Source organism: Thioalkalivibrio sp. ALE10 (assembly GCF_000381385.1).
Classification (GTDB): Bacteria; Pseudomonadota; Gammaproteobacteria; order Ectothiorhodospirales; family Ectothiorhodospiraceae; genus Thioalkalivibrio.
In genome coordinates, this window is record NZ_KB906454.1 from 136,929 (window position 1) to 149,737 (window position 12,809).

At 67.5% G+C, this 12,809-nt stretch carries 16 protein-coding genes; all 16 read right to left on the reverse strand.

Annotation, left to right across the window (positions count from 1 at the left end):
- Positions 1-3: 3 nt before the first annotated feature.
- The 16 genes from F788_RS0109940 to F788_RS0110015 all read right to left on the reverse strand — a co-directional run bounded on the left by F788_RS0109940 (position 4) and on the right by F788_RS0110015 (position 12,791).
- Positions 4-198: a Trm112 family protein gene (locus F788_RS0109940; protein WP_018869574.1), complete on the reverse strand. Its 195-nt coding sequence runs from the start codon at positions 196-198 to the stop codon at positions 4-6.
- A gap of 7 nt (positions 199-205) precedes the next feature.
- Positions 206-1,219 (reverse strand): tetraacyldisaccharide 4'-kinase, encoded by a 1,014-nt coding sequence (gene lpxK, locus F788_RS0109945; RefSeq protein ID WP_026332760.1) that lies wholly within the window; start codon positions 1,217-1,219, stop codon positions 206-208.
- A gap of 28 nt (positions 1,220-1,247) precedes the next feature.
- Positions 1,248-2,396: a glycosyltransferase N-terminal domain-containing protein gene (locus F788_RS0109950; RefSeq protein ID WP_019590063.1), complete on the reverse strand. Its 1,149-nt coding sequence runs from the start codon at positions 2,394-2,396 to the stop codon at positions 1,248-1,250.
- Positions 2,397-2,401: 5 nt separating this feature from the next.
- The gene (locus F788_RS0109955) at positions 2,402-2,839 is read right to left on the reverse strand and encodes a biopolymer transporter ExbD (RefSeq protein ID WP_018869577.1); all 438 of its coding nucleotides are present in this window, start codon (positions 2,837-2,839) and stop codon (positions 2,402-2,404) included.
- Positions 2,836-3,474: a MotA/TolQ/ExbB proton channel family protein gene (locus F788_RS0109960; protein ID WP_018869578.1), complete on the reverse strand. Its 639-nt coding sequence runs from the start codon at positions 3,472-3,474 to the stop codon at positions 2,836-2,838. The genes F788_RS0109955 and F788_RS0109960 overlap by 4 nt, the downstream gene beginning before the upstream one ends.
- A gap of 41 nt (positions 3,475-3,515) precedes the next feature.
- The gene (rlmD, locus tag F788_RS0109965) at positions 3,516-4,841 is read right to left on the reverse strand and encodes a 23S rRNA (uracil(1939)-C(5))-methyltransferase RlmD (protein WP_018869579.1); all 1,326 of its coding nucleotides are present in this window, start codon (positions 4,839-4,841) and stop codon (positions 3,516-3,518) included.
- 4 nt (positions 4,842-4,845) lie between these two features.
- Positions 4,846-5,637: a 3'-5' exonuclease gene (locus F788_RS0109970; protein WP_018869580.1), complete on the reverse strand. Its 792-nt coding sequence runs from the start codon at positions 5,635-5,637 to the stop codon at positions 4,846-4,848.
- A 7-nt stretch (positions 5,638-5,644) separates the two neighbouring features.
- A complete protein-coding gene (cysM, locus tag F788_RS0109975) occupies positions 5,645-6,553 on the reverse strand; it encodes a cysteine synthase CysM (protein WP_018869581.1) in 909 nt (302 codons plus the stop codon).
- 130 nt (positions 6,554-6,683) lie between these two features.
- Positions 6,684-7,157, reverse strand: coding sequence for a DsrE/DsrF/DrsH-like family protein (locus F788_RS0109980; RefSeq protein WP_018869582.1), 474 nt, complete (start codon positions 7,155-7,157; stop codon positions 6,684-6,686).
- 85 nt (positions 7,158-7,242) lie between these two features.
- Entirely contained in the window at positions 7,243-7,392 is a 150-nt protein-coding gene (locus F788_RS13955) for a hypothetical protein (RefSeq protein WP_019570055.1), read from the reverse strand.
- 80 nt (positions 7,393-7,472) lie between these two features.
- Positions 7,473-9,044: a dynamin family protein gene (locus tag F788_RS0109990; RefSeq protein WP_019570056.1), complete on the reverse strand. Its 1,572-nt coding sequence runs from the start codon at positions 9,042-9,044 to the stop codon at positions 7,473-7,475.
- A 45-nt stretch (positions 9,045-9,089) separates the two neighbouring features.
- Positions 9,090-9,638: a hypothetical protein gene (locus F788_RS0109995; RefSeq protein WP_019570057.1), complete on the reverse strand. Its 549-nt coding sequence runs from the start codon at positions 9,636-9,638 to the stop codon at positions 9,090-9,092.
- A gap of 53 nt (positions 9,639-9,691) precedes the next feature.
- Positions 9,692-10,333, reverse strand: a complete 642-nt coding sequence (locus F788_RS0110000; protein ID WP_019590064.1) for a hypothetical protein — start codon at positions 10,331-10,333, stop codon at positions 9,692-9,694.
- Positions 10,334-10,368: 35 nt separating this feature from the next.
- Positions 10,369-10,995, reverse strand: a complete 627-nt coding sequence (locus tag F788_RS0110005) for a ParA family protein (RefSeq protein ID WP_019590065.1) — start codon at positions 10,993-10,995, stop codon at positions 10,369-10,371.
- An 87-nt stretch (positions 10,996-11,082) separates the two neighbouring features.
- Entirely contained in the window at positions 11,083-11,535 is a 453-nt protein-coding gene (locus F788_RS0110010) for a sulfur globule family protein (RefSeq protein ID WP_026332761.1), read from the reverse strand.
- A 563-nt stretch (positions 11,536-12,098) separates the two neighbouring features.
- On the reverse strand, positions 12,099-12,791 hold the full coding sequence (locus tag F788_RS0110015; RefSeq protein WP_019570060.1) for a hypothetical protein: 693 nt from the start codon (positions 12,789-12,791) through the stop codon (positions 12,099-12,101).
- Between the last annotated feature and the right edge of the window lie 18 nt (positions 12,792-12,809).

The window sequence follows — 12,809 nt, forward strand, 5'->3', positions numbered from 1 at the left end:
CCCTCAGACGTCGCGCCAGCGTTCCTTTTCCTCGTCCGACAGGCGCCGGGCCTCGTCCACCAGCATCACCGGGATCTCGTCCCGGATCGGGTACGCCAGACCGGCCTGAACCGAGATCAGCTCCTGATTCTCGCGGTCGTATTTCAGCGGGCCCTTGGTCTCCGGGCAGACGAGGATGTCGAGAAGGCGGTTGTCCATGTTGTACTTACCCCAGATGGCGGAGCCGGATGCTGGTCGTCAGACGCTGCAGCAGGGCCGGCTCGAAAGTGGCTGGAAGGCTGGCCGCCACGGGCCAGTACCAGTGGCGGGATTGCGCGAACGACCGGCATTTTACGGCATCCTTCTCGGTCATCAGAACCGGCAGGTCGTCATCAAACGCCAGATCACGCGCGCGAAAGCGATGGTGGTCCGGAAACGGGTGCCGGATCACGTAGATGCCGCGCTGCTCCAGCATGGAAAAAAAACGTTCCGGGTCGGCAATGCCGGCGACCGCGTGGACCTCCTGCCCGCCCAGAAACCTCGGGCGCATGATCTCGTCACTGCCGTCCACCCGCCGCAGGCGCGAGGCCGGTACCAGCTGCATCGGGATCTCGTCGGTGCCGGCCTCGCCACCGGTCCGCACGACGAAATCGGCCCGCGCACGTGCCGCCTTCGGCTCGCGCAGCGGGCCGGCCGGCAGGCACAGGCCGTTGCCGAGGCCCCGTCGCCCGTCCACCATCAACACGGTCAGATCACGCGGCAGTCGATGGTGCTGCATGCCGTCATCGGCGATCACCACGTCCGCGCCGCGGTCGGCCAGCGCGCGTGCGCCACGCACGCGATCGCGGTCCACCTGGACCGGCAGCCGGGTCCGTCGGGCCAGCAGCACGGGCTCGTCCCCGACCTCGGCCGGATCCGAATCCGGATGCACCGCCTGCCCCGCCTCGCCACGCCGGCCATAGCCACGGGACACGATGCCCGGACGATATCCCGCCTCCGTCAGACGCCGCGCCAGCCAGTCCGTCATCGGGGTCTTGCCGCTGCCGCCGACCGTCAGATTCCCGACCACAATCACCGCCTTCAACGGCAGTCGGGTATTCCGGCGGATCTCTTCCAGGCGCATGCGGTTATATTCCGCAAGTCCGGCGTAGGCCAGCGACAGGGGGTACAACGTCGCGGCCACCGGGCCGCGGTGGCTCCAGTGTCGCCACCACCATCGACTCAGCCAGGCCGTATTCATGCGCGGCCTCCGTTCCCCGGCAACGGGCTCACCAGTCCCAGACCTCGGCCAGCAGCGTCTCGAAATGGTCATCCACCCGCCGGCGCTCGTCCCAGAACCGGCGGCGGGCGGCATCCCCCAGCTGCCGGCGGACGGCGGCATCGTCACGCAACGCCGTCCAGCGGGCCAGCACCGCCTGCGGATCGGCGTGCACCTCCACCGGCAGTTCCAGGGTCCCTTCGCGCCCGAGACTGACCGCGGTCCCGCCGGCAAGCGCCTGCCACAGCACCCGCGATCCCGGGGCATCCAGATGCACCGCCTGCGCCGCGCTGGCCGCCGCGGCGAACCAGCGCGGGTCGTCCAGCTGCACGACATTCCCGGGCGCGAGCGCATTGCGATCCCATTCGCTCACCCGCAATGAACGCCCCGGCAGCGGGTGACCGGGGTCCTCTTCCAGACTGGCCAGCAGGATGTCCTCCTCCGCGAAACCGGAGGCCTCCCAGGCGGCGCGCCAGGCCGGCCAGCCGGCCGCGGTGCCATGCCACCACCACAGCCGGCGTACCTCGCCACCCACCAGCGAGCGCAGCACCACATCCGCCTGCGCTTCGACGAAACGCGCCATCGGATCCGCCGGTTCCAGCCACCGCGCGGCACCACCCTCGCCGGCGTGCTCGTTCCAGCGCCGGCTCTCTTCCGGATCGCGAGGCCAGGCCAGCTCCAGACCCCGCGCTGCCGGCCGCGTCGGCGGTGCCGCGTTCACCGCGATCACCGGGGCCTGTGTGGCTTCCAGCAAGTTGGGCGGGGTCACGCCGCCCGCCAGGATGATGCCCGCGGGCTGGAAGCGGTCCAGCACGCGGCGCACGACCCGTGGCCGATCGCAGGGGCCGTACCCCACGCCCACCTTGCGAAACGGCTGCATGTGCTGTTCGAACAGTTCGGGGCAGTCGCGCTCGAAGGTCAGCACCAGGCGCACGTCCTGACGCTTGTGGCGCACGAATCCCAGCAGTTCGATCCCCAGGCGCAGGCTCTCGGGGTCGGCCCCGGCCCGAATCCAGATCAGGCGGCCACGGTCCTCCGGCGGACTGAGGAACCCCAGCCGCGCCAGCGCGCGTGCCCGGTCACCGCGGCGCCAGTCCCGCCCGACCGCGCTCCAGACTCCCGCCAGTCCGGCCCCATATCCCGGTTCGGTCGTGTACATGCCGCTCAGTCGTCCGCCGCCCGGCCGTCATCACCCAGTGTCGCGATCGACACCGCGCTGACACCGAGGCGGCCCACCACGTCCAGCGCCCGCACCACCGACTGGTGACTGGCACTGGCGTCCGCGCGGATCACCACGGGGTCATCGCCGCGGGCCTCGAGAACTTCGCCCAGCACCTGTTCCAGGGTTTCGGCCCGACGGTTCACCAGTTCCCGCCCGTCCACGAAATAACGGCCGTCGGCGTCCACCACGATGTCGATCCAGGCGCGATCGTCCACCTGTTCCGCTTCCCGGTCGGCCGATGGCAGGGTGATGTCGATGTCGGCGTGCCGGTCGAACGTGGTGGAGACCATGAAGAAGATCAGCAGCAGGAACACCACATCGATCAGCGGCGTGAGATTGACGCCGGGCTCCTCGCGTTGTGTGGGCGGGCGGAACTTCACGCCCGGCCTCCGGCCTCGACGCTGCTGGCACTGCGCTCGCCGTGCATGATCTCGACCAGCTTGGTGGCTTCCTGCTCCATCTCCAGCACCAGCTCGTCGATCCGGCCGCGGAAGTAGCGATGGAAGATCAGCGCCGGAATCGCGATCCCGATGCCGGTGGCGGTGGTGATCAGCGCCTGCGAGATGCCGCCGGCCAGATCCCGCGGGCTGCCCACGCCGATCTCGGTGACCACCGTGAAGACCTCGATCATGCCGACCACGGTGCCCAGCAGCCCCAGCAGCGGCGTGATCATCGCGATGGTGCCGAGGGTGTTCATGTAGCGTTCGAGTTCATGGGCCACCCGCCGGCCCGCCTCCTCGATGCTTTCCTGGGTAATCTGGCGGGTACGGTCATGGGTCGCCAGACCCGCGGCCAGCACGGCCCCCAGCGGGGAATTTTCACGCAGACGCTCGATGTCCTCCATCGACAGGCCGTGTTCGCGCATCTGTTCCCATACGCGCGCCAGCAGGCCCTGCGGTACCACTCGCCCTCGCCGCAGCGAGATAAAACGTTCCAGGATGATCGCCACGGCCAGCACCGAACACAGCAGGATCGGCACCATCAGCCAGCCGCCACTTTTCACGATCTCGAGCATTCACTGCCTCCTTGGAGTTACCACGCGATCCGGCCGCGCCCTCAGGCCCGGGAAAAGACGGCCATGGATTCCACGTGCGCGGTGTGCGGGAACATGTCCATGATCCCGGCCCGTTCCAGCCGGTAGCCATGATGATGCACCAGACGTTCGGCGTCACGGGCCAGGGTCGCCGGGTTGCAGGACACGTAGACCATGCGCTCGATCCGGCGCGGGCCCAGCGCCTCCACGGCGGCGGCCGCCCCGGTGCGCGGGGGATCGAGCAGGACCCGGTCCCAGTCCTCGTGCAGCCAGTCGGCCCGCGAGAGTGCCTCGGCGTCGTCCAGGTCGGCGCGGGCATAGCGAGTGTTGTCGATCCCCTGCCCGCGCGCGCTGTCCGCTGCCCGCGCGAGCATCGCATCATCCACCTCGACCCCGGTCACCTCGGCCGCCCGGGTCGCCAGCGGCAGGGTCAGGTTGCCCAGCCCGCAGAACAGGTCCAGCACCCGGTGCTCCGGCTCCAGCTCCATGGCGGCCACCGCCTGGCGCACCATGGCACGGTTGACCTCGGGGTGGACCTGGACGAAATCCATGGGCGTGAAACCGACCTCCACGCCGAAATCCGGGTGCCGGTAGACCAGCGGGGCATCCGGCCCCGCCAGATGGACCACGGTCTCCGGCCCGCCCGACTGCAGGAACACGCCGATCCGTTCCTCCTCGGCCCAGGCCGCCAGCCGCGCCCGATCGGCATCGGCCAGCGGATCGAGATGACGAAACACCAGCGCCACGCGGTCGTCGTCATCCACGCCGACCTCGATCTGCGGGATCCGGTCACGCGCCTGCAGGCCGTCCAGCAGCTCCCGCAGCGCACGGATGCGGTGCCCCATCGCCGGATGCAGCACCTCGCAGTGGTCCATCTCCGCCAGATAGGGACTGCCCCGTTCACGAAACCCGACCAGGGTCCCGCCCTTCTTCGGGACATGCTTCGCGCCCAGCCGGGCCGTTCGCCGATAGCCCAGGGTCGCCCCGGTCAGCGGCTCGAACCGCGCCTCGGGCGTCACGTGCCCGATCCGCTCCAGCGCATCGAACAGGGCCTGTTCCTTGATCTCGCGCTGCAGGTCGATCGAGGCGTGCTGCAGCTTGCAGCCGCCGCACAGACCGAAGAATGCGCAGGGCGGATCCACCCGGCCGGCCGCGGGCTCCAGCACCTCCACCACTTCAGCCATATCAAAACGGCGCTTGCGCCCGGTCTGCACCGCGCGCACCCGCTCGCCGGCCAGTGCCCCGTGCACGAAACAGGCCTTGCCGTCACGCCGGATCACGCCCTGGCCATCGAGGGTAACGTCCTCGATCACGGCCTCGAACGGTGTGCGGTCGATCTTCTTGCCCATGCCGTCAGCCCCGCCAGGCTTCGAGAAATTCAAGGTGGTGCTCCGCCGGGCTGGCGGCCAGGTAATCCGCCAGCTGGTCCTGGCGGGACTTCAGCGCATCGTCGGTCAGGTGCCCCCGCATGTGCTCGAAGCGCAGCCACACGAGGTAGGTATTGAGCACGTCGTGCTCCACGTAGTCGTGGATCTCGCCGGCCCGGCCGTCACGCCATGCCGGCCAGACCATGGAGCCGTCCATACCCAGCTTGCCGGGGAAACCCAGCAGGCTGGCCATGGTGTCCAGTCCGGTCACCGCGCGGCCCTGAAAGCCGGCGAGCACGTCCATCAGGTCGACATGGCGCCAGTGGAAGCGCGACAGGTAGTTGTTGTAGCGGAACTCGCGGTCGTCGTCGCCCTGCTCCCAGTACCGCGGCGCCTGCACGCCATTGACCAGCGCGCGGTAGTGCAGCACCGGCAGGTCGAAGCCACTCCCGTTCCAGCTCACCAGCGTGGGCGTGCGCTGGTCGATCACGCCGAAGAACTGGCGCAGCAGTTCGGCCTCGTCCGGCGTGTGCCCGTCCTCTCCGTCGCGGCCGAAGGCCGACAGCTTGAGCGCTTCCCCGCCCTGGTACAGCACCCCGATGGACACGATGCGATGCAGCGGATGGCGCAGGAATTCCGAGCCGGTCTGCGCGCGGCGCATCGCGAACAGCGCATCCGCGACCTCCCGGTCGGTCAGGCCATCAAAGTCGTACAGCCGGCGCGCGCCCTCGATATCGGGCACCGTTTCCAGGTCAAAAACCAGTACGGGAGCAGACATGCCAGCCTCAGTCGGGGTAGACGCCGGTGGAAATGTAGCGGTCGCCGCGATCGCAGATAATGGCCACGAAGGTTCCGCCTTCGACCTGTGCGGCGAGCTTCAGGGTGGCCGCCACCGCGCCGCCGGACGACACCCCGGCAAAGATGCCTTCCTCTGCCGCCAGCCGGCGCATGGTGGTCTCCGCTTCCTCCTGGGTCACGTCCACGGTGCGGTCCACCCGCGCGGCCTCGAAGATCGTCGGCAGATAGGCCTCGGGCCAGCGCCGGATTCCCGGGATGGAAGCCCCTTCTCCCGGCTGCACGCCGACGATCTCGATCTCCGGATCGCGCTCCTTCAGGTACCGCGAAACCCCCATGATGGTCCCGGTGGTGCCCATGGAAGACACGAAATGGCTGACCGTGCCCTCGGTGTCGCGCCAGATCTCCGGCCCGGTGCCCTGATAATGCGCATCGGGATTGTCGGGATTGCCGAACTGGTTAAGCAGGAAGCCTTCTCCCGCGTCCGCCATGCGCTGAGCGAGATCACGCGCCCCTTCCATGCTTTCCTCGCGCGTGACCAGCTTGAGCTCGGCGCCATAGGCCTTCATCGACGCACGCCGTTCGGCCGACATGTTGTCCGGCATGATCAGGATCATGCGATAGCCCTTGATCGCGGCCGCCATCGCCAGCGCAATGCCGGTATTGCCGGAGGTGGCCTCGATCAGGGTATCGCCGGGACGGATGTCGCCGCGCTGCTCGGCGGCACGGATCATGTTGACCGCGGGCCGGTCCTTGACCGAACCGGCGGGGTTATTGCCCTCGAGCTTTACCAGCACGGTCGACGGCAGATCCGCGGCCAGGCGCTGCAGGCGTACCAGCGGCGTGTTGCCGACGAAATCCTCGAGGGTCGGAAAGGAATCGGGATGCAGTCGTTTCATGGCCGCAGAGTATAACGACTCACGCAGGCTTTGCGGGTCCGCGGGCACGACGAATGCGACGTGAACCCCGCCAACAAAAAGGCCCCGGAGCTCGGCTCCGGGGCCCGGATGGCGCGAACGCCCCGCCCGTTTACATGAACAGGCAGATGTCGGAATCTCCGGCGAACTCGAAGAACGCCGCCGCCCCGGCATATTCCACGCCATCAATGAAGTGACTGGTGTCCATTTCGAACAGGTCCACCGTCATCTGGCAGGCGATCATCCGCACCTCGGCCTCCTGGCACAGCTCGCGCAGATCCTCCAGATCGGAGACGCCCTTCGCCTTCATCTTCTTCTTCATCATCACGGTCATCATCTTCTGCATCCCCGGCAGGGCCTGCACAAGAACCGGCATCGGCATGGGCATGGGCATGCCCGGATTGCCCAGTGAGGTCACCTGAAGATCCAGCTTTTTCTCCAGCAGCTTCAGGCCGTAGAAGGTAAAGAAGATCTCGCACTCATAGCCCAGGGCCGCTGCGGTCGAGGCCAGGATGAACGGGGGATACCCCCAGTCCAGGCTGCCCTTGGTCGCGATGATGGCCATTTTCTTCTGTTCGTCGCTCATTGAGTTTTCCTCCTGTTGTTATACATGGCGAGGCCGGGGAGCGCCCCCTGCGCCCCCCGGCCCCGAACGCCCTTACCCAGAGGTGTCAGTGCCCGGCATTCTGGCGGCCGCGCCGCCAGTCCCGGATGAAGGCGCAACCCGCGCAAATACCCAGGGCAGCAAGACTGGCCCAAATCGAGATCGGCACCAGAATCATCGCCAGAACAAACATGACCCACGCCAGCACGGTCATCATCGTTCTCCTCCTTCGGTGCGAACGGCGCAGACCGTCCGGGGACCGCGTTGTTGTTGTCGGCGGCCTCGGGCAACCGAAGCCTACCGCGTTCCGCTGCTCCCTGCATCACTGCTCTCGCCGGCGGCCTCCGTGGCCGTACCGGGTTCCGACGCTGCCGGCCGCGTGGCCGGTTCCGCCGGGCGATGGACATCGGCCGCCGAGGCCCGGCCACTGCCGGGGTCCACGGGGCTCGCGTCCACGAACTGGTTGTTGAGCTTCTGGATGTAGGCCTCGGCCTGATCACGCAGGCGATGCAGCCGTGCCAGGCTCCGCCGCCCCAGACCACGCGGCCCGCGTGCGAACAGCGAACGCATCGGCCGGGTACTCTTGAGAAAGGCCGCCTGCCAGTTCCCGGCCGCCGATTCTTTCGGCAGCTCGCGTGCAATCCGCCGTGCGAGCCAGCGACGGTTGAAGAAATGGATGCCGCCCAGCGCGCCGAGAACCAGCACCACGCCCAGCGACGTCCACCACGGGTTGTCCAGCAGGGTCTGCCACACCCGGCCATCGATCCACGGGCGGACACCGTCGGTCGCCTGGTAGCCGATCACGGCCAGCACCGCCACCAGCACCCCCATCATGCCGGCGTCGAACTGCAGCACCCGGCGCCGCCAGCGATCGAGACTGCGTTTGATCGCCGGCAGGGCGTCCATCTCGATGGATTCGGCGATCGCCTGCAGGGCACCGATGATGCGGTAGGAACGCGAAGAGCTGATCTCGCGGATCTTGGCATGGATCTCCTCGCGGTCGTGCGCGGATTTTTCCTCGTAGCGGCTGCGCACCTGCGGGTCTTCGATCTCGACGGCCCCGCTCTCGTTATAAATGCAGTAGAACCGCCCCGTCGCATTGCCCTGACGCACCACCGCGCGCTGCCAGGCCGCGACGACTTCCTCGAGGTTGTCCTCGCGCCAGGTCGTGTCGATCTGGTTCAGGATAAAGACCAGCTTAGTGAAGTCGTTGCGCTCGGCCACCCGGTTGACCAGATGCTCCAGGGTGTCACGCATGGCGCCGGGTTCGGGGTGCCGTGCATCGAAGAACACCAGCACCAGATCCGACAGATCGATGATGTGGTCGGTCAGCTGCAGGATGGTGGTACGCTGCTCGTCGGCATCGAACCCGGGCGAGTCGATCAGTATGCGGCCCCGCAGCTGCTCCGCGCGCGCGGTCTTCATCGCCAGAAAATGATCCACCGTGCGCCCGCCGCCATCGGTGATCCGTTCGATCTCGTCGGACACCCGATAGAACGGAAAGCGCGGGTCTCCGTCGAGTGCCAGCCCCGGGAGTTCCTGCACCCGTTCGCTGCCGCCGTAGGAGATCACGGTGAACTTGTCGTCCACCGCCTGGCTGCCGCTGCGCTGCACGGTATCGCCCACGAACTCGTTGATGAACGTGGACTTGCCCGAGGAGAAGGTCCCCAGGACCGAGATCATCGGCCACCAGGAAATGGTGAAGGCGTAGGACTCTTCTTCCGGATCCAGCAGGCCCGAGGCATATCCGACCCGATCCAGCTCCCGGAACGGATTGACCACGCCCTCGAGGACCGGGTTTTCCTCCGCCAGACGTTCACTCAGGAGCTTGAGCTGCTTGCGGACGCGGCTGCCAGGTCGATTGAACATTCCGATCTCCGTGTTGGTTCGGGTCCGGGCAGACCGCGCGCACGGCTAGCGCGGCGCCGACGGCGGACGGTAGGGACCGCCCGACCCCGGATAGGGACCGCCCTGCCCCGAGAGTGGGTTGAACATGTTCATCATACCCATGGGACCGCCCACGTTGCGATTCAGGCTCCACATGTCGCGCTGCATGCCAATCACGGACCCGGCCATGACCTCGGTATCCCGGGTCATCGACCCGATGTCCGTGCTCATGCTGCCGGTGTCCGCGCTGATGGACGCAACGCTCTGCTCCATCTCGGCCGTGGACCCGGCAATGTCCACCATGCGGCCCTCCATCGCCTCCATGTGGCGCACAATCGCCGACATGTCGCGGTCCACCACCCGGGTCATCGAGGAGATCTCCTCGGTCAGCTGTGACACGTCCCGGGTCAGGCTGGTGATCAACCAGAAACCGTACACCGCCAGCACGACGAATGCGACCAGGGAAGCATAGACGATCAGTTCGAGCCGTCGGGCCCGTCGTTGCGCATCGTCCGCCTCTTCCTTGACCTCGTAATACTGACTGTCGCCGTCAGCAGGCCTGTCGTTCGCACCCATCGTTCCTCCGGTCGGTCACTACAGCACACGTGATGTGGAGGGCGCCGCAAACCTCAGCGGAACCGTTCCAGGTGGTCCGCCCCTTGCGGATGATGCCGGGCATAGATCGGACGCAGTGGGGCCATCATCGCCCGGCGTTCGCCCTCCGGAAGCTTCTCCAGCGCCCGATCCCAGCTGCCCATGGCGGCTTCAACGTCGCCGGTGGCGTATTGCAGATTGCCCAGTTCCCCGAGGATGTCCGCCCGTTCCCGGCTTTCGTACGCCTGCGTTTCCAGCCCGCCTTCGAGGACGGTCAACGCGGCTGCGGCACCCTCGCGCCAGTACGTCTCCCGTGCTTCGGTCAGCAGCGCCTCGACCTCAACCGGCTCCTCCACGGCTTCTTCCCTGGCGGCTTCTTCCCTGGCGGCTTCTTCCCTGGCGGCTTCTTCCCTGGCGGCTTCTTCCCTGGCGGCTTCTTCCCTGGCGGCTTCTTCCCGAGCAGCTTCTTCCCGAGCGGCTTCCTCCCGAGCGGCTTCTTCGTCCACGGCGGGGGACTCTTCCTCCAGGACCACGCCGGACTCCGCGGGCGGGTCCTCCGGCTCGGCCGGCGCCAGCCAGTCACGGGCGGACCAGGCGATCAACCAGAGGACGATCACGATCAGCACCCAGTAGCGATTGATGAAACCGTGGCGCGGCTTGTCTTCACCTGATTCCATTTGTCACCTCGTTTCCTGGAGGGGATAGCCCCTTCTTATCCGAAAATCGCCCGGGCCAGTCGGTCCAGCTCCTCCGCCGCCTTGCCGGAAGGCTCCAGCTCGTTCACCGCGAGACCCTCGCTGAACGATCGCCGAAAGGCCGTGCGCTGCTTCAGGCGAGGGCGCAGAAAACGGATACCCTCGATCTGTTGCAGGGCCTCCGCAGTCTCCTCGGTCTCGCGCACGAACTGATGCGTGTCGGCGCGATTGATGAACACCTCGATGCCGGGGCCGGTGTCGCGACCGGTCCGACGCTCCTGGATCTCGCGCACGAAACGGTGAGTGGACCAGACGTCGGCCTGACTCGGCGGCACCGGGATCAGCACCCGGTCCGCAGCGACGACCGCCTGCATCAGGGTGTCCATGGCGGAGGGTCCGACGTCCACCAGCCAGTGATCGAACTCCCCCTGCCGACCCAGCGCGACGTCGGCATCGGTCGTGGCGGGAAGTGCGGGGCTGTACCCCTCCTCCTGCCGCACTTCCAGGACATCGCCGAGAGTCCCCTGCGGATCCAGGTCCACGGCCTGTACGCGGTGCCCTTTCGCGAGCAGCCAGAGCGCGAGATTGAAAGCGACGGTGCTCTTGCCCGTTCCGCCCTTGAGGTTGGCCACCACGGTCAGCATTGCGGCTCCCGGATCCATTGAATTCTAAAACGGGCTGCCCGGCGAACCGGGCAGCCGATCATGCACGGGCGAGCCCGTGCGAGCAGATCACTGCTCTTGCTGCTGCTGCGGCATGCCCTGCTGCGGCATGCCCTGCTGCGGCATACCTTGCTGCGGGCCATAGCCGTGGCCGGGGCCGTAACCGTAGCCCGGATGGCCATAGTAGCCGGGACCGTAGCCATGACCACGACCATAGCCGTAGCCGTCACCACGGCCGTGACCGTAGCCGTGACCATGACCGCGACCGCGGGCGGAGAAGTCGAAATCGCCCATCATGTCGCCGAACATGTCGCCCATGTTGTGGCCGCGGCCGTAACCCGGACCGCCAAAGAACGGCATGCCACCGTAGCCGGGGCCGTAGCCATAACCGGGACCGTAGGGAGCCCCGTAGCCCGGACCGCCATAGCCCGGCCCGCCCCACTGCGCGGAAGCCATCATCGGGGCAGCGGCCAGACCGGCCATGGATGCCGCAAGAACGGCTGCTTTCAGAAACTTACTCATAGTGTTACCTCCTCCTATCGGAGACATGCCCTCCCATTTCTGCCACCGATGCGCGGAGGGCGATCACGCACCGGACCCTGCCCGAAGGCAGGTGATTCAGGGCCCCGAAAAGGGTCCCCATGCGCCCGGGCCGCCAAAGAACGGGAATCCGTACCCCGACATGCCCGGTTCACTTGCCCCCGGTCCCCGGTGGCCGCCATACGGATACGGACCGAACCCGTAACCGTAGGGCGACATCCCCGGAGCCGGGCGTGCTTCACCTGCGGGAACGCGCGAGCGCTCCTCGCGTCCCCGCCGGGCCGGATCGTAGTCCGGCGGAGGGAACGATCCGGCCGACCGGGGTTCGCCCCGGGAGAAGCCTCCCGGCTCTCCCGCATCGGCCGCGGATGGCGGTCCGGCATGCCACGGATTGTGGCGTTCCCGGGCCTCGGCGGCCGCAGCGGCCACGATCAATCCGACCGTCACCAGGGCGAGCAGCAGGACGCTCCGCCCCGCCGTTGCTCCCGGTTGCATGCCGTTGCTTCCGAACGCCATTCGCCTCGCTCCCATGCGTCACCCGGTGCTCAGTAATCCCCCGAGTCGCGACGCTCTTCCATCTGCTCCATGCGCATCTCGCGCTGGCGTTCCATCTCCTCCATGTAGGCCTGGCGCCCCTTCTTCATCGCCTCCATACGGGCCTCGCGCATGGCTTCCATTTCCTCGATGCGTTCCTGCCGCTCGGCATGCATCTTCTCGATGCGCTCGCGCATCTCCTCCGGCATGTCCTCGGGCAGATCTTCGGGGTCGAACTCCGGCATCTGGCCGTACGCCGCCGGACCGCGCATGCCGGCGCCATGGCCGGGCCCGTACGCGGGGCCGTGCATCATGCCGGGGCCATGGCCCTGCTGCGGACCGTAGCCGTAGCCGGGACCATGACCGGGCCCGTACCCATGGCCGGGGCCATAGCCGTGACCGTAGCCATGACCGCGGCCCTGACCGTAGCCCTGCCCGTGGCTGCGCCCGGACATGCCGAAGCTGAAGTCACCGGAGGCATCGCGACGCTGCATCATTTCGCCGCCCTGATGCCCGCCCATGCCCTGTCCATACGGACCCGGCTGGCCCCAGGGCCCGGGAACCGGAGCATGCTGGGCCATCGGCTGCCCCTGAGCGCCCTGGTTCCCTTCTTCCGCCTGGGCCGCGCCCAGCACGGACATCGAGACCACTGCGGCGCCGGCCATGGCCAGACCGAGCATGCGTGCGTTGAATCGCTTCTTCATCATTAACCTCCTTGAGGT